The sequence below is a fragment of the Blastopirellula retiformator genome, from assembly GCF_007859755.1.
In the GTDB taxonomy this organism is placed as follows: Bacteria; Planctomycetota; Planctomycetia; order Pirellulales; family Pirellulaceae; genus Blastopirellula; species Blastopirellula retiformator.
The window spans coordinates 57,032-72,941 of sequence record NZ_SJPF01000004.1 but is presented as its reverse complement, the minus strand read 5'-3'; the positions used below and the strand labels follow the sequence as shown (position 1 = coordinate 72,941).

The window sequence follows — 15,910 nt, the reverse complement described above, 5'->3', positions numbered from 1 at the left end:
TCACATCAACTGGGCAAATTCAGGCGAGCTGTTCGTTTTTTACGATTCTGCCGAATATGCCGCCGTCGCCGCTAGCAATGGCCTACTGAATGGGGGCCATTAAACGAGAGAGAGCCACCGTCAGGCGGAACAGATATGACTGCTGGGCCAGCTCGTCGGCGTGCGCCTCGCGGCAATGCTCGAAGTCATCCTCCAGCATCGCGGCGACGTCGGCGGCGAACTTTTCGTCGGCGGCCGCAATCATGATCTCAAAGTTGAGATGGAACGAGCGGTTATCGAGATTCGCCGTGCCGACCGCCCCAAAGTGATCGTCGATAAGCACCACCTTTTGGTGCAAAAACCCGGGCTCGTAGCGGAAGAAGCGAACGCCCTTGGGCGCCGCTTCGGCGATGAACGAGAACGCCGAGAGATAAACCAGGATATGGTCGGGGCGTTCCGGCAACATAATCCGGACGTCGCAGCCCCGAATCGCCGCCAGCTGTAGCGCCGCAATCACCGGAGGATCCGGTACAAAGTAAGGACTGGCGATCCAGACCCGCTTCTCGGCCATGTTGATCGATTGCACAAAGAAGAGCGTACAACGCTCATATTCATCGGCTGGACCGGTGGGCAGCACCAAGACCTGCTGATCGTCATCGGCCGGCTCCGGCGACCATTCGACCTGGGGCAGGTCGTGCGTCGCCCAGTTCCAGTCTTCCATAAACGACCGCTGCACCGCTTGCACCGCTGGGCCGCGAAGGACGACATGCGTATCGCGCCACTTGCCAAAGCTCTTGCTCCGTCCCATATATTCGTCGCCAACGTTGTGCCCGCCGACAAATGCCGTCTGGCCATCAACAACGACGATCTTGCGATGGTTGCGAAAGTTAAGTTGAAAGCGGTTGCCGCGTCCCTTGGTGGTATGAAACGGCACGATCTCGACGCCAGCGTCGCGCAGGTCTTGAATGTACTTGCGTGACAGTCCATAGCTGCCAATCTCGTCATACAGCACGTAGACGTGGACGCCGGCCTTGGCCCGCTCGATCAATCGTCGCTGCAGCGCATCGCCAAGCTCGTCATGCCGCATGATGTAGAACTGCACCAAGACATACTTCTCGGCAGATTCAATCGCGGCGAAGATGGCGTCGAAGGTCGCCTGACCGTTGATCAGCAGGCGGATCGAGTTTTTGCGGCTAAAGGGGAACTCGGCGAGGTTTTGAAAGGTTTTGAGCTGATACGGAAGGTCATCGGTAACGATGAACTCGCCGGCTGCACCCCGCAAGGTGCTGTTGATATGCTCCACGCCACGGTTTTCGCTCCGCCGGGCTTCGACGTAGCCGTGAAACCGATTGCGACCAAAGATCCAGTAGGCGGGGACCGCCACGTACGGAAACATAAACAGGGTCAACGCCCAGGCAATGGCGCCCTGCGACGTGCGGGTTTTCATGATCGCGTTGATCGCGGTCAAAACCCCAATCGAATGGGCGCAAAGGGCGAAGAGCCCTATTTCTTGGATCCACTCCATACAATAGATTCCGGGTGGCGATCGCTTGATGCGTAGTCAGATGGAACTTCAATGGCGATCAAGCATAACACGATCGCCGAAAAAGGCCGATACGTTCGGGGGCAATCGAGCGGAAAATGGGGATTCGGTCGGTTTGAATCAATCGCTGCGGCGCCGCATACTGGTAGCTGCACGCCCTCCTCAATCTGACCTCCATGCGGAAGTTTCCCATGCCCCGCCCCGCTCCGTTCCTCCTGGCGACGCTCAGTTTGCTATGTGTCAGCCAACTCTTCGCCGACCAGCGCCCCAACATCCTGCTCTGCATCTCCGACGATCAGTCGTGGATTGACACTTCGATCGCCGGTAGCCAAGCGGCGCAGACGCCCAGCTTTGACCAGATCGCCCGCCGCGGCGCCTATTTTCGCAACGCCATTTCGGCCTCGCCCGGCTGCTCCCCTTCGCGGGCAGCGCTGCTGACCGGGCGTTATTCCTGGATGATTGAACAAGCGGGAACGCACGCTTCTGCCTTTCCGAAAAAGTACGTCGTCTATCCTGACTTGCTAGAAGAGGCGGGTTACTTTGTCGGCTTCACTGGCAAAGGCTGGGGACCCGGCAACTACAAGATCAGCGGGCGAACCCGCAATCCAGCTGGCCCAGCGTATCAAAAACGGAAGCTGAAAAAGAAGCCGGCCAGCGGCATCAGCAACAATGACTACGCGGCCAACTTCGCCGACTTTCTGGCCGATCGTCCCGATGACGCGCCCTTCTGCTTCTGGTTTGGCGCGATGGAGCCCCATCGTCCTTATCAACAAGGGAGCGGCGAGCAGGCCGGCAAAAAGCTGGCCGAAGCGACGCTGCCGCCGTTTTTGCCCGACGCCGATCCGGTTCGCGGCGACTTGCTCGACTACTGCCGTGAGATCGAGTGGGTCGATCAACAGTTGGGCGCCATGCTGAAGCAATTGGAAGTGGCGGGCGAACTGGAGAATACGATCGTCGTCGTCACCAGCGACAATGGCATGCCGTTCCCGCGGGCGAAGGCGAACAACTACGAGTATGGCATCCACATGCCGCTGGCGATCGCCTGGCCGACGAAGATCGCCGCCGGACAAACGATTGACGAACCGGTCAGCCTGGTCGACCTGGCGCCGACGTTCTTGGCGGCGGCCGGCGTCGCTCCTGCGGCCGACTCGCCAATGGTCGGCCGCAATCTCTTGCCGCGTTTGACCGGAGTGCAAAAGCAGTTGACCGGCGGCGTCTATAGTTCGCGTGAGCGGCATTCGTCATCGCGATGGGACAATTTGACCTACCCGCAGCGATCGCTGCGTAACGAGCAGTTCCTACTGATTCGCAACTTCCGGCCCCAGCGCTGGCCGGCGGGCGCTCCGCAGGTTTACAAGAAGCCAGGCATGCTCGGCCCGATGCATGGCGGGTACCACGATATCGATGGCTCGCCGACGCTTGCCTGGATGGTGGAGAATCGGGAAGAGGCGGCGGTTGCGCCGCTGTTTCACGCCGCGGTCGATCATCGGCCGGCGATTGAGCTGTTCGATATCGAGCAAGATCCGGGCTGTTTGCACGATCTGGCCGACGATCCGGCGCATGCTAAGACGCGTCAGGAGCTGGAAAAACAGCTGAATGATTACCTCGCAAAAACCGGTGATCCGCGGCTGAGCGGCTCTGGAGACGTCTGGGAATCGTATCCGCGGTACAGTCCGATTCGCGACTTCCCGAAACCCGATTGGGCCAAGTAAACGAGGGGCGGAGCCTTAGCGGTGAACGTGCTGGCCGCTTTGCCGGTTTATGCTTGCTCTTTTTCCGTTCGTGGGAAAGGAGCTGGAAAGTTCATCGAACTTTCTCGGTTCTCTGCGGTAACTCCAGGTCGGCTTGCGGCGACTCCCCTACCGCAGAATTGCCCCCATTTGGTACCATTCACGATTCACTTTGTCCCATTTATCCGCGCTAGAGATACGTCCATGCGTCGCGACGACATTCGCAACATCGTCATTATCGCCCACGTCGACCACGGCAAAACGACTTTGGTCGACTGCCTGCTGAAGCAAAGCGGCCAGTTCCGCGACAGCCAACTCAGTAGCGAGCGAATCCTCGATTCGAATGATCAGGAAAAAGAACGCGGCATTACGATCCTGGCCAAGAATATCGCTTTGCCGTTCAAGGGTGTGAAGATCAACATCATCGACACCCCGGGCCACGCCGACTTTGGCGGCGAGGTCGAACGGGTGCTCAGCATGGCCGACGGCGCCTTGGTGCTGGTCGATGCGGCGGAAGGCCCGATGCCGCAGACGCGGTTCGTGTTGTCGAAGGCGCTGGAGTGCGAGCTGAAGCCGATCGTCGTCATCAACAAGGTCGACAAGCCTGACGCGCGCCCGATGGAAGTGGTCGACGAAGTGCTCGACCTGTTCCTGCAACTGGGCGCCGACGACTCGATCGCCGACTTCCCCTACATCTTCGCCAGCGCGAAGGAAGGCTTTGCGTCGCACGACCCGGCCGATCGCAGCGGCACGGCCGATCGCAGCGGCACGATGGAACCGCTGCTCAACATGGTGCTGGAGCACATCCCGGGGCCGGACGTTCAGCCGGAAGAGCCGCTGCAGATTCTCTGCACCACGCTGGCCTGGTCCGAGTATGTCGGCCGCATCGCGATTGGCCGCATTCAAGCGGGCCGCATCAAGAAGGGGCAGAACGTCCTCGTCAGCAAGATCGACGACAAGTTCGAGCGCGCCAAAGTGACCGCGGTGCAGGTCTTTGAGAATCTCGGCCGCGTTGATGTCGAACAGTCCGAGGCGGGCGACGTCGTCGCCGTCTGCGGTATCGAGAACATCGACATCGGCGACACCATCTGTCATCCCGATAGTCCCAACGCATTGCCGCGACTGTTGGTCGACGAGCCGACGCTGGAGATGGTCTTTACGATCAACACCTCGCCGTTTGTCGGCAAGGACGGTAAGTACGTCACGTCGCGTAACCTGCGCGAACGACTCTACAAAGAGCTGGAACGAAACGTCGCACTGCGGGTTCGCGATGCCGGAACGGCCGACTCGTTCGCCGTCTCGGGACGCGGCGTGTTGCACTTGGCGGTGCTGGTCGAAACGATGCGGCGCGAAGGGTACGAACTGGCGGTCAGCAAGCCGCAGGTCATCACCCGCGAAGTCGACGGCAAGAAGGAAGAGCCGTTTGAAAACCTGGTAGTCGAAGTGCCGTCGGTGAAGATGGGCCCGGTCATGGAACTGGTCGGCGAACGTCGCGGCGAGATGATCGAGATGTTCCCGCGCGGCGATTTCACGCAGGTCACCTTCTCGATTCCGGCTCGCGGGCTGATCGGTTTGCGAACCAAGATGCTCAACGCCACCCAAGGCGAAGCGATCATCAACCACCGCTTTGATTCGTATCGTCCGCTTGGCGGCGACGTACCGCGTCGGGCCAACGGCGTGTTGATCTCGAACTCGACCGGCAAGGCGGTTGGCTTTTCGCTCTTCAATCTGCAAGATCGGTCTGAGCTGTTTGTCAAGCCGGGTGAAGAGTTGTACGAAGGAATGATCGTCGGCGAGAATGCCCGTAACGAAGACATGGTGGTCAATCCGATCAAGGAAAAGAAGCTGACCAACATGCGGGCTTCGGGCTCGGACGAAAACATCGTCTTGAAGCCGCCGCGTCAGATGTCGCTGGAAGCGGCGCTGGAGTACATCGAAGACGACGAACTGGTCGAAGTGACGCCCAACTTCATTCGCCTGCGCAAGCAACTGCTGAAAGAAGCGGATCGTCGTCGCGGCGGTCGCCGAAATTAGGAATTTGTTGGCCAAAGATTCTAACGGTTGACCGGCCGCCCCCCTTGGTTTAGTTTCTCTGAAACATTGTGTTCAGAAAAACATGCGATCGGGGGCGGATGATGGTCGATTGGATGCCGCTGTTGGCGGCTGGCGACGAAGCAGGCAAAGGGCCTGCTTTGCTTATTTTCTTCGCATTGGGCATCATTTTCTTCTTGCTGGGCGTCTATTCGATCGTTACCAAGACGGTCTTGCTGCGCGCACGCGATCGCTGGATCTTTGCGATGTTCGGCTGGACGGAGTTCAGCGATAGCTTCGCGGTGTTTACCGGCGCTTGCTACTGTCTGGGGGGCGTTCTGTTCGTCGTCACCGCGATTGCAGTTTCCATGGGCTTCAATCTCGAAGCCCAGCTTAACGGCCAAGGCAATCAAGTCGCCAATCAGCAGGTTGCTGTGCAGCAGCCGCAAGGCAACAAGCCGAATCGCCCCGCCGTCGAAAAGGCGGCGCCCCCGCAGCCAAGTCAGCCGGTGATGGGCGAAACGCCGGAAGAGAAAGCGGCTCGCGAAGAGGAAGATCGCCAGCGCAAAGCCGAGTTCGATGCGCGCATGCGAAAGATGGAAGAAGACGACCAGCGGCGCGAGCAAGAGCGGGCCGATCGCGAAGCGGCGGAGATGGAGCGGAAGCGCCAAGCGGAGGAAGCCGAGCGAAAGCGCCAACAAGAGTTGGAAGCGGCGCGCAAGGCGGCGCTCACTCTGCCAGAGCCACCGCAAGCTCTGCCGGTATTCACCTATGTCGCCGGCACGGTTCAAGAAGGGACGCTGTTGGGCCGAGTCAAGGGAGAGCGCTTCATGGATCATGCGCCCGAAGGTGGCGTGATGGTCGGCGCGATCTTCTTCATCGACGATCACTTCGGCACGTCGGTCGCCGGCGTGCAGCCGATTTACCAGGTTGGCGACAAGTACGTCAAAGGCGCCGTCTGCGGTACCGAGACCGACCAGCCAGTTCAGCAGCTTGCCGAACCAGGCGGCGTGGTCGCCGGCGTGAAGACGCGGATCGGTTTGATCATGGACAGAGCGCAACTCGCCTACGGACCGCTGAAGGGAACGCGGATCGATCCGAACCAGGGCTACTTCGGTTTGGCGGTCGGTCAGGATGGCGGCAGCCCCAAAGACTTCTATGCCGACGGCAAAGCGATCGGCGGAATTTTTGGTTCCTACGAACCCGGCAAGAGCCTGACGTCGCTCGGCATGTATGTCATCCCGCGAATGCAGGCCTCCGCTATGCCGGCCGCTCCCGCCGCCGCCGAAATGCGAACCTTCACCAGCGCCGACGGCAAGTTTCGGATCGAAGCGAAACTGCAGAAAGTCAATGACGATGGTACGGTCACGTTGCTGAAAAAAGAGGGTGGCGAGATCTCGGTGCCGCTGACCAGCTTGAGCGAAGAGGATCGCAAATACGTTAATTCGCGGAAATAAGCCTTTCAGCCGCGATGTGAAGTTCTGAATAGAACGCTTCGGAACGCTTGACACATTGTTGACTGCGGTGCAATATTAGTGACTGTTGGTCCCGTCCTGTTTTCTCCTGCACGTCATTAGCCGAGCCTGTCATGCGTTTCTTTTCGTTGCTTACGCTTTTCCTGCTGACGATCACCGCCACCGCATCGGCCGCTGAGCAGGAAAACGCTGAGAAGGAAAAGCATGTGCTGCTGCTCGGGATCGATGGCTGCCGGTTTGACGCGCTGCAGAAAGCGAAGACGCCGAACTTGGATCGCCTGATGGCAGGCGGCGTCTACTCGCCCAGCGCCCTCATCCTGGGCGATCGTTACCGCAAGAACGATACGGTCAGCGGGCCTGGCTGGGGCAGCATCAACACCGGCGTCTGGGCTGACAAGCACAACGTGCAAGGGAACGAGTTCAAAGAGCCGCGGTTCGACAAGTTTCCGCACTTCTTCCACTACGTGAAGCAGGCCTATCCCGACGCCAAGACGGTCTCGATCGTCGACTGGGATCCGATCGCCAAGTACATCGTTTCGGACGCTGACGTATCTTTGTCGACCAAGGAACCGGGCGAAAGCGGCGCCGCCGCCTATGCCAAGGGGGACGAAAAGTCGACCGCCGAAGCGATTCGCTTGCTGGAAGAACTGAAACCGAAAGCGATAATGCTCTACCTCGGCCAAGTCGACGAAACGGGCCACGCTCATGGCTTTCATCCCAGCGTCCCGCAGTATGTCGCTGCGATCGAACAGGTTGATTCGCTCGTCGGTCAGGTCATCGATGCGATCGCCAAACGAACCGACGAAGAGTGGCTGATCGTCGTCACCAGCGATCATGGAGGCGAAGGACGCGGTCATGGCGGCGGTCACGACAACCCGAACATCCTTCACAGCTTCCTGATCGTCAGTGGCAAAGGCGCCAAGCAAGGGAAGTTCGACAAGCAAGTCTATATTGTCGACGCCGTCCCAACGCTGCTCACCTACTTGCGCGTCAAGATTGACGACGCGTGGCGACTCGACGGCCGCGCCGTTGGCTTGAAGTAATGCTTGGGCGCCATAGCCACGGTCTTACGTGGCCATGAATGCGTTCACCAATTGTCAAAGAGCGTCGCGGAGGGCAGTGTTCTTCTTTGGCCCAGCGTGCCTAACCAACCTAGCCCAGGGAGTGTCGCTTCAGCGACTAAGCCCTGGGTAATTGGTCCAGAATGAAACGTTGACGCCGGACGATCCACCGGGGACACCCCATCAAACCTCAGCGGGCTGTGTGGTATCTCTAACCCAGAGCTGCATCGCCTGGCGGCCTCGTTCAGGCGACGACCGCGAAGTAGAGCAAAGCTTCGCCGACCACCGTCGCCGCCAAAACCCCACACGCGATCGCTGCACCGTAGGTCGTCACTTCGTCAGCCTCTCGCCCAAAGCCAAAGTAGCCGCCGCGGCCGTTCCACAGCCACAGTCCCAGCGGAACGCAAACGCCGCCAAATGCGGCAAGCTGCCAGACGGCGCCTCCCTGCTTCAGGATCTCCGCCGCGTCTCCAACCGGCGAGCGTATCGCAGCCCCCAAGTACGCTCCGTTGGCAATCAAGCAAAAGCCGGCAAAGAACGCAGCGAGCGGTTCATGCTTACTCTTCCCAAGTCGCATCGCCAGCCAAACGATCAGCGGCGCCATCGCGCCAAAGATCGGCCCGGCCCAGATGATCGGCAGTTCGTGCTGCGGTGCGTGAAAGTCGGTCCGCGAGATCTCCCACGGAACCAGGTAGACTAACTCTACCTGGCCGCCAATCAGCCATGTGGCCGCCGCATGCCCTAGCTCGTGGATGATCTGCATCCAGAGCCAGCAGATGGCGACGATCGCGAGACCGAACAGGACTCGCCTCATTTCACGCGGCCCGGCGGACGCAGGCCTGAGCCTTTCGTCTTGGTCAGGCTATCGCCCAGATCGGCTCGCGCTTCGTCCGCCAGTTTCTGTAGTCGGGCGACGACGTCGGGGTGCGAATCCTTTACGTCGGTCGTTTCGCCGATGTCGCTTTCCAGGTTGTACAGCGCCAGTCCGGTGCTGGCCTGTTCGTAGTTGGTCGGAATGCCACCCTTGCCGCCGGGGCGACCATTCATGGTGCGGTAGCCATGCGGGAAGTGCAGCTTCCACTTGCCGCTGCGGATCGCTTGCAACTGATCGCCATAGTAGAAGTAGTACGCTTCGTGCGGGCTCTTGGCGCCCGGCTGGCCAGTAACGATCGGCCAGATGTTCTTGCCGTCAATCTTATGATCGGGCAGCTTGGCGCCAATTAACTCGGCGACGGTCGGCAAGATGTCGATCGTCATCATCGGCGTGCTGACGCTCTTGCCGGCCGGAATCTGGCCCGGCATCCAAAAGATCGTCGGTTCGCGGCAGCCGCCGTCCCACATCGTCCCCTTCCCTTCTCGCAGCGGTCCGGCCGAACCGGCATGATCACCGTACGAAAGCCACGGGCCATTGTCCGAAGTGAAGATCACCAGCGTGTTGTCGTCAACCTTGTTGCGGTGAAGCGCCTCGATAATCTGACCAACCGACCAGTCGACTTCCATCACCACGTCGCCAAACAAGCCGGCGCCCGACTTGCCGGCAAACTTGTCGGAGACATACAGCGGCACGTGGACCATCGAGTGGGGCACGTACAGGAAGAATGGCTCCTTAGCGTGATCATCAATGAACTCGACCGCTTTCTCGGTGTAGAGGGTCGTCAGGTTCTTCTGATCTTCGGGCGTCACCTCTTCGTCGATCACTTCGTTCTTCGAGATCAGCGGCAGGTCGGGATAAGTCTTCTTGCGTTGTTCGAGGGGCTTGTTGCGCAGACGAGGATGATAGGGCCACATGTCGTTGGAGTACGGCAGGCCGACATAGTCGTCAAAGCCATGCTGCAGCGGCAGGAACTCTTCGTGATGTCCCAGGTGCCATTTGCCGTAGGCGGCGGTGGCGTAACCCTTCTGCTTGCAGATTTCGGCCAGGGTCGTCTCGTCCGGGTTGAGGCCATGTTTGGCGCCGGGGCCGAGGGCGCCCAGGATGCCGACCCGGTTGTTGTAGCAGCCGGTCAGTAGCCCGCAGCGCGAAGCCGAGCAAACGGCCTGGGTGACGTAAAAGTCGGTGCAGACCGTCCCCTCTTTCGCCATCGCGTCCAGGTGCGGCGTCGGATAGGCGGTGGCGCCAAACGGGGCGATATCGGCGTAGCCCATGTCGTCAATAAAGATGACGACGATGTTGGGCAGCTTGGCGTCTGCGGCGGAAAGTTGAGACGAACCAGCGACGACCGACAGCAGGGCCGCGGCCGTCAGAATAAGTGTGCGAAGCATGAATTCTGGCCTGGTTGGGGGGGTGGTGAGGAGGGCAATTTGCGGAAGCCGCTATTCTCCCCCATCGCCGGTAATCGGTCAACTTTCCGGGAAGCTCGCCAGGCGGCGCACAATTTTTCCCGGTTTGGGCGAACCGAGGATAAGTTGATTCGGCGTGCAATCTTCGGGCTTTGGGTTGCATGAAAGATAACCCAGGCCCCCGCGATTTCCTGGCGACGATCTACCACCACCTCGGCATCGATGGCCGCAAAGTCTTCATCAAAGACCTCAACGGCCGCCCGACCCCAATCGTCGACCGAGGCCAGCCGATCCCAGAATTGATCTCGTAGGAGGAAGACCGGACCGCAGCGCAGTTTTTTTGATCCCCATCCCCGTAGGGTCCGCTGTGCGGACCAAGAGCCTGCCCCAACGCTCATTTGGCGAACAACCCCAACCGGACCGCCACGTTCCAAAATTTCCGAATTGCCAAACAGAGCCCGCATCTTCATCAGCCCATCGGGGCGATCTAATAGCGGCGCCGTTTATCGGTTCGTATCCTGTGATGGACTGGACCGATGGTTTGCATTTTTTTTGCTGGCCGACGTCGATCGGGACTGGACCGCAGCGCACGTTTTTTTCGAGCCCCCATCGGCGTAGGGTCCGCTGTGCGGACCAAGAGCCTGCCACATCGGTCATTTGGCGCCCGTTGCTCATGCTTGTTGAGCAGGTTCGTGGTCCGCACAGCGGACCCTACGACTACGACTGGACCGCTCCGTTTCATTTTTTTCGTTCTCCGGCGGCAACGTATATCGCTTGAGCGTCGAATGGGGTTCTTTCGGCATCTCGACGATCTTCCCCGCCGTCATCATCCGGTCCCAGGTCGGGCCGAATTTGCTGCCGCTCATGCCGCTGTTGCTGCGGATGTTGTATTTGCAGAGGCCGTTTTCACCAGCATCGAGCAGGACGCGGCGAAGTTGGGACTCGAGCTTTTCGAACTTCACGTCTTCTTTCGCCTGCTTCGCGGCGGCTTCGATCTCGGTCGCTTCGCGAAGAGTGACGTTCCACCGCCGGCCTCCGTCATCGGTCAGTTTACCCTCGTCGATATCAACGCCCCACTCGCCACCTTGCCCGGCGTAGCCGCCGATCGACAGCCAGAGTTTGTGCTGCCCGCTACCCGACTCAAACGCTTCGCGGCGATTCACCAATAGCCATTGCTGGGCGAAGTCGAGACTGCCGGCCAAGATCGAGGCGTCCAGCTTGCCCGGTTTCATTTCTTTGCGAGTCTGCACGCAGAGGATCGGCGTGGCGCCAGCTTTCGAAATGGTTTTCACGAGCGTTTGAATTGCTTCGGCCTGCTTGCGTTTGTTGGTGGAGCCAAGACGCAGCGGATCGATCACGACGACTTCGAGCTGAAACTTCTCGATCCACTCTCGCAAGCTCTCGAGGTGCTCTGGAGTCGCCGGCTCCTCGACCGCCATGAACCACTGCAGGTTGTCGAGCGTTGGGTTTTCTTTGCGCGCGGCGCTCCACCGCACCGCCAAGTCGGTGAGCTGCGACTGCTTGTTGTCGGCGCCAACAAAGCCGACGCGGAACACTTTTTCGGCGGCGAACTCTCCCAAAAACTTGCCGCCGGTCGCGAGCGCCGCGCAGAGATCGACCGCCAGTGAACTCTTCAATGTCTTGCTCGGCCCAACGATCACGGCCGGTTCGTTCTTGGTGAGCAAATTCGGGAAGAGCCACTCCTGCGGCTTTTTCTCGGCGAGCATTTCGGCAGTCGAGAGCGTGCGATGCGTCTCTTTCGCTTCATCACCGCCGCCGACATCGCTGCGGAAGAAGTCGATATCCTTGGAAGCGGAATCGTCGGCGGTCAACGCGTCGAGCCGCTCGATGATTTTCGTTCGGTCGGCGGCGAGTTGTTCGGCAGTTTCCTTCGCTCGCAGCTCTTTCTGCAACTGACGCATCCGGGTTTGAAACTTCTGAATTCGGGCTCGGCGCATGAGATTTCCCTTGGTTTGTGAAAACAAAATCTGGGTGCCACTGGCCTTCAGCCAGTGTCTTCCGTGAATCGATATCCAGTTCCGTACTTCGACCGCGTCACTTCGATCTGAAGAGCACTGGCTGAAGGCCAGTGGCACCCGGCGACTCTTTGGCTTCTTCGCCGCCGCCGACATCGCTGCGGAAGAAGTCAATATCTTTGGAAGCGGAATCGTCGGCGGTCAACGCGTCGAGTCGCTCGATGATTTTCGTTCGGTCGGCGGCGAGTTGTTCGGCAGTTTCCTTCGCTCGCAGCTCTTTCCGCAACTGACGCATCCGGGTTTGGAACTTCTGAATTCGGGCTCGGCGCATGAGATTTCCCTTGGTTTGTGAAAACAAAATCTGGGTGCCACTGGCCTGCAGCCAGTGTCTTCCGTTGAATCGATATCCAGCTCCGTACTTCGATCTGAAGAGCACTGGCTGAAGGCCAGTGGCGCCCGGTGGGAAGTTGGTTCGCTCAGCGCGCAGGGAGGGCCATCAGCGACCTGCGTGCTTGGGAAAATTCGCCTTGCCGCCATGCAGGGCGCGAAGAATTATTGCTCGGCGGGCGATTGATCAGACGCCCGCAACTTTAAGGGGTGTAGTGTACGAAAAGCCAGGCAGTTTTGCAAGCCTTTTTTGACGCTTCGTAGGCCCTGGGTAGGCTGGGTGCCACTGGCCTTCAGCCAGTGTCTTCCGTGAATCGATATCCAGCTCCGTACTTCAACCGCGTCACTTCAATCATGAAGAGCACTGGCTGAAGGCCAGTGGCACCCGGTGGGGGAGATCTGCTGGGTCTTGACCCAGCCTACGGACCGATGCGCGGCTCACTTGCGTTGCCACGCGGTGAGAGAAAATTGCGGGTGGGCAGGTTTTTGGTCCGCACAGCGGACCCTACGCCGGAGGACGCTAGAGCGTTTTTCTGATAGCTGTAGCGTTTCTGGCGTTCGTGAGGCAAGCTGGTCAAGGCCGACCAGCGCGGCCGCAATCAGCCAGAACGATACCGATGGAGGAAAACCGCTCTAGTGATAGATAGGGGGCGAAGTCGGAATCTGACTCATGCGATAGACGGGATTGTTGGGCTCGAGCTGCGAGGCGCGGAGAAAGTGTTCGTTCGCTTCGATCACTTTCCCTTCCATTTCGAGGACGACGCCCAGCAGATGTTGCGTTTGGGCATCGCCGGGGCGCAGCGCGACCAACCGGCGATAGTAGCCGATCGCATCTTCGCCGCGATCTTCGGCCAGGGCGACTTCGGCCGCCATCTGTAAGGCCGGAATCGAGTCGGGCTGCAGCTCAAGCGTCTCTTCAACTTGCTTGCGGCACTTGGCGGTATCGCCGTTGGCGAAGTGAGCCTGGGCGGTTCTCAAGCGGGCTTTGGCCCCTCGCTGCGCCAGGGAGTCGGCCAGCTCGGCCTTGCGCTCTTCCAGGTCTCGGCCTGGATGCATCAGAGAGTCGCTCCAGCCTGGCAGGTGCGAACAACCGATCGCGCCGCACAACAGCAGCGGAAACAGGCAATGACGAAGGCTCATTGGTGCACCTGGGGCATAGGGGACGCGGGAGCGGCGAAATCTTGCGGGGTGACGACCGGCGCCGGAGCGAAATCTTGCTGCGTCACTTCGGGGCCAGGCAAGTGACCAGGCACAGGGCCTACGTCATGGATGAACTCGGGCGGCGGCATCATCACCGGCGGCGGCGTTTGGATCTGTTGAATATGCCAGGGTGAGATCTCGGGCGGATGGGGCGGACTGGGGGGAACCCAGCCTTCGCGGAGATGGGTCATGACCGAGCGATCGCCAAGCCCCGATTGTTGCGTGATGACGTTGCGAAGTTCGGCCGCTTCCAGGCGGTTGGGATCGAAGTGAATCGCCAGGTTGACGTATCGCAGGGCCGAGTAAGCGTCGCCGGTCGCCCACGAAGCGGTCGCCAGGCGATAGTACTTGCGGCCCAGATAGGTTTTGCCGAGCGGCGACATCTTGTCGGCCATGTTCTCGTGCTGTTGCTCGAAGACGCCTTGTAAGGATTCTCCGTCGTTGGGCATGTTGCCGGCGTCGACGATGCGAGGCGTGATCAAGATGATCAACTCGTCGCGGGTCGTGTCTTCCCGTTTTTGACGGAACGCCGGACCAATCAGCGGGATGCTGCCCAGGTAAGGGATTTGCGTGCCGTTGCGGCCGACGTCGCTCTTGATCAAGCCGCCGATGACGACCGTCCTGCCGTCGGGGCAGATGACGTTGGTGGTGACTTGGGTCACAACCTTGTTGGGGAGCGTGATTTGGTTTTCGACCAGCACGTCGCCGTCGGAGATTTCGGGGTGCACCTCCAGCCGGACCATACCGTCGTCGGTGATGAAGGGGCGCAGACGCAACTGGGTGCCGATTTCGAGGAATTCAACCGACTGCGTCGAGGCGGTTTCGGTCACGGTGGTGCTGATATAGCCTTGCTGCTCACCGATCAAGATCTCGGCCCGCTGCTTGTTTAGGACCAAGAGCTGCGGCGAGGCGATGACGCTGGTCTCGCCGAACGATTCCAGCGCGTCGATGAAAACGGCCAGGCTCGAGTCGAGGAAGCCGAACTTCAAGCCGCCATCGGTCATGCTGATGTTATCGAGCGCTGACAGCGGCATGCCGGAGATCAGCCGGACGGTGCTCTTGTTGCGAAGCGCCTCGAAATTGACGCCCATGTTGACCCGGTCGTCAAGATTGACCTGCAAGATCGTCGCCTCGATGGCGACCTGCAGCGGACGGCGGTCGAGTTCGCGGACCGCCTGATCGATTTCGTTCAGTTTGTGTTCGTAGTCGCGGACGATGACCGCTTCGGTCCCGGCGAAGTCGTCGCCGCCCGAGGCGTTGCTGTTCGCTTCGATGCCGACTTGGGCGGCGGTCGAGACGCTGATCACGCCGACTTCGGGCGTCAACAACGGCGTAAGCAACGTTTGCAGGTCGACGGCGCGGACGTAGTTGGGACGATAGATCCGCGTCTGGACTCGGTCGCCCATGTTATTTAGCGCGTGCAGTTCGGACGGCGTACCGACGTAGATGAAGCCCTTCTCTTCCAGCGTGATGTAGCCGGTCGAGCGGAGGATCGCGTCGAGCGCGGTGCGAACGTCGACCTTGGTAAGCGACGCCGAGACGGTACCGCGCACGTTGTTGGTCGGTAGGATGTTCAAGTTCCCCTGTTCGCTGAGCATCTCCAGCACTTCGCGAATGTCGGTGTCTTGGATGACGATCGTCAGGCCGTCGTCCCCTTCGCCCCGAATGATGCGGGGGCCGGCCGGCAACGGATTGGGCTCGGGCAGCGCGCTGGGCGCTGGATTGGGATTGGCCAGAGGATCGAGATTGCCGGGGGCGGCGCCGTTGACTGGCGGCGGGGCCATGATGCCGCCATTGAATTGGCCGCCGTTAATCGGCGCGGCGGGATTGGCTGGATTGACCGGCGGATTGGCGACATTCTCATTTTGGGCGTTGATGCCGGTTTGGGCGACGTCACGGATCGAGTCGAGCGCTTTGGAGAAGAACTGCAGGTTCTCGCTATTGCGATCGTTGGCGTCGTTGATCGACTTTTGCAGGCTTTCGATATCAACCTGCTGCGTTACCGGCGGCGCATAGGGAGCGACGGCAGGCTTCGGCGCGGCTCGCGCGGCGATGGTTGGCTCAGCAGCGACCGGCACAGCGTCGAGGGGCGTGGTTTCGCTGACGGCGGCGACTTCGGTCGGCAGCGCGAAGAGCGGGTTGTCGAGCAGATCGTCCGAATAGCGCACCAGACCTATCGCCGCAGCGACGCCGGCGATGGCGCACAAGACGAAGACCGTCGTTCGGAGAATGAATTGCATTCGACTTC

At 60.0% G+C, this 15,910-nt stretch carries 12 protein-coding genes; 5 read left to right on the top strand and 7 right to left on the bottom strand.

All coding sequences use genetic code 11. The features are described 5' to 3' along the window. Positions 1-82 precede the first annotated feature (82 nt). Positions 83-1,504, bottom strand: a complete 1,422-nt coding sequence (gene cls, locus Enr8_RS16320; protein ID WP_146433501.1) for a cardiolipin synthase — start codon at positions 1,502-1,504, stop codon at positions 83-85. Between the two features lie 209 nt (positions 1,505-1,713). On the opposite strand from cls, the gene Enr8_RS16315 reads away from it, so the two are divergent. From Enr8_RS16315 to Enr8_RS16300, 4 genes are all read left to right on the top strand, one after another. Then, complete coding sequence (locus tag Enr8_RS16315; RefSeq protein WP_146433499.1) at positions 1,714-3,234, top strand: sulfatase family protein; 1,521 nt, start codon at positions 1,714-1,716, stop codon at positions 3,232-3,234. A 222-nt stretch (positions 3,235-3,456) separates the two neighbouring features. Next, positions 3,457-5,286, top strand: coding sequence for a translational GTPase TypA (gene typA, locus Enr8_RS16310; protein WP_146433497.1), 1,830 nt, complete (start codon positions 3,457-3,459; stop codon positions 5,284-5,286). A 98-nt stretch (positions 5,287-5,384) separates the two neighbouring features. Beyond that, complete coding sequence (locus Enr8_RS26440; RefSeq protein ID WP_261342469.1) at positions 5,385-6,740, top strand: SHD1 domain-containing protein; 1,356 nt, start codon at positions 5,385-5,387, stop codon at positions 6,738-6,740. 131 nt (positions 6,741-6,871) lie between these two features. Further along, entirely contained in the window at positions 6,872-7,801 is a 930-nt protein-coding gene (locus tag Enr8_RS16300) for an alkaline phosphatase family protein (protein ID WP_146433495.1), read from the top strand. Between the two features lie 262 nt (positions 7,802-8,063). Here the strand turns inward: Enr8_RS16300 and Enr8_RS16295 are convergent, their stop codons facing one another. Both Enr8_RS16295 and Enr8_RS16290 read right to left on the bottom strand, forming a co-directional pair. Next, positions 8,064-8,633, bottom strand: coding sequence for a hypothetical protein (locus tag Enr8_RS16295; protein ID WP_146433493.1), 570 nt, complete (start codon positions 8,631-8,633; stop codon positions 8,064-8,066). Further along, on the bottom strand, positions 8,630-10,081 hold the full coding sequence (locus Enr8_RS16290; protein ID WP_146433491.1) for a sulfatase family protein: 1,452 nt from the start codon (positions 10,079-10,081) through the stop codon (positions 8,630-8,632). The genes Enr8_RS16295 and Enr8_RS16290 overlap by 4 nt, the downstream gene beginning before the upstream one ends. A gap of 179 nt (positions 10,082-10,260) precedes the next feature. On the opposite strand from Enr8_RS16290, the gene Enr8_RS16285 reads away from it, so the two are divergent. Next, positions 10,261-10,410 carry a DUF1501 domain-containing protein gene (locus tag Enr8_RS16285; protein ID WP_246120122.1) on the top strand — a complete coding sequence of 50 codons (150 nt, stop codon included), beginning with the start codon at positions 10,261-10,263 and terminating at the stop codon, positions 10,408-10,410. Positions 10,411-10,770: 360 nt separating this feature from the next. Here the strand turns inward: Enr8_RS16285 and Enr8_RS16280 are convergent, their stop codons facing one another. From Enr8_RS16280 to Enr8_RS16265, 4 genes are all read right to left on the bottom strand, one after another. Further along, positions 10,771-12,057, bottom strand: coding sequence for an AAA family ATPase (locus tag Enr8_RS16280; protein WP_246120121.1), 1,287 nt, complete (start codon positions 12,055-12,057; stop codon positions 10,771-10,773). A gap of 97 nt (positions 12,058-12,154) precedes the next feature. After that, on the bottom strand, positions 12,155-12,406 hold the full coding sequence (locus Enr8_RS16275; protein ID WP_146433489.1) for a hypothetical protein: 252 nt from the start codon (positions 12,404-12,406) through the stop codon (positions 12,155-12,157). Positions 12,407-13,095: 689 nt separating this feature from the next. Further along, complete coding sequence (locus tag Enr8_RS16270; RefSeq protein WP_146433487.1) at positions 13,096-13,602, bottom strand: tetratricopeptide repeat protein; 507 nt, start codon at positions 13,600-13,602, stop codon at positions 13,096-13,098. Further along, positions 13,599-15,902: a type II secretion system protein GspD gene (locus Enr8_RS16265; protein WP_146433485.1), complete on the bottom strand. Its 2,304-nt coding sequence runs from the start codon at positions 15,900-15,902 to the stop codon at positions 13,599-13,601. The genes Enr8_RS16270 and Enr8_RS16265 overlap by 4 nt, the downstream gene beginning before the upstream one ends. Positions 15,903-15,910: the final 8 nt, after the last annotated feature.

Excerpts from the sequence above, each read along its gene's own strand:
- Enr8_RS16285 (WP_246120122.1), top strand. The coding sequence starts at position 10,261 with ATGAAAGATAACCCAGGCCCCCGCGATTTCCTGGCGACGATCTACCAC.
- Enr8_RS16275 (WP_146433489.1), bottom strand. The coding sequence starts at position 12,406 with ATGCGCCGAGCCCGAATTCAGAAGTTCCAAACCCGGATGCGTCAGTTG.
- Enr8_RS16270 (WP_146433487.1), bottom strand. The coding sequence starts at position 13,602 with ATGAGCCTTCGTCATTGCCTGTTTCCGCTGCTGTTGTGCGGCGCGATC.
- Enr8_RS16280 (WP_246120121.1), bottom strand. The coding sequence starts at position 12,057 with ATGCGCCGAGCCCGAATTCAGAAGTTTCAAACCCGGATGCGTCAGTTG.
- typA (WP_146433497.1), top strand. The coding sequence starts at position 3,457 with ATGCGTCGCGACGACATTCGCAACATCGTCATTATCGCCCACGTCGAC.
- Enr8_RS16265 (WP_146433485.1), bottom strand. The coding sequence starts at position 15,902 with ATGCAATTCATTCTCCGAACGACGGTCTTCGTCTTGTGCGCCATCGCC.
- Enr8_RS16295 (WP_146433493.1), bottom strand. The coding sequence starts at position 8,633 with ATGAGGCGAGTCCTGTTCGGTCTCGCGATCGTCGCCATCTGCTGGCTC.
- Enr8_RS16300 (WP_146433495.1), top strand. The coding sequence starts at position 6,872 with ATGCGTTTCTTTTCGTTGCTTACGCTTTTCCTGCTGACGATCACCGCC.
- Enr8_RS26440 (WP_261342469.1), top strand. The coding sequence starts at position 5,385 with ATGATGGTCGATTGGATGCCGCTGTTGGCGGCTGGCGACGAAGCAGGC.
- cls (WP_146433501.1), bottom strand. The coding sequence starts at position 1,504 with ATGGAGTGGATCCAAGAAATAGGGCTCTTCGCCCTTTGCGCCCATTCG.
- Enr8_RS16290 (WP_146433491.1), bottom strand. The coding sequence starts at position 10,081 with ATGCTTCGCACACTTATTCTGACGGCCGCGGCCCTGCTGTCGGTCGTC.
- Enr8_RS16315 (WP_146433499.1), top strand. The coding sequence starts at position 1,714 with ATGCCCCGCCCCGCTCCGTTCCTCCTGGCGACGCTCAGTTTGCTATGT.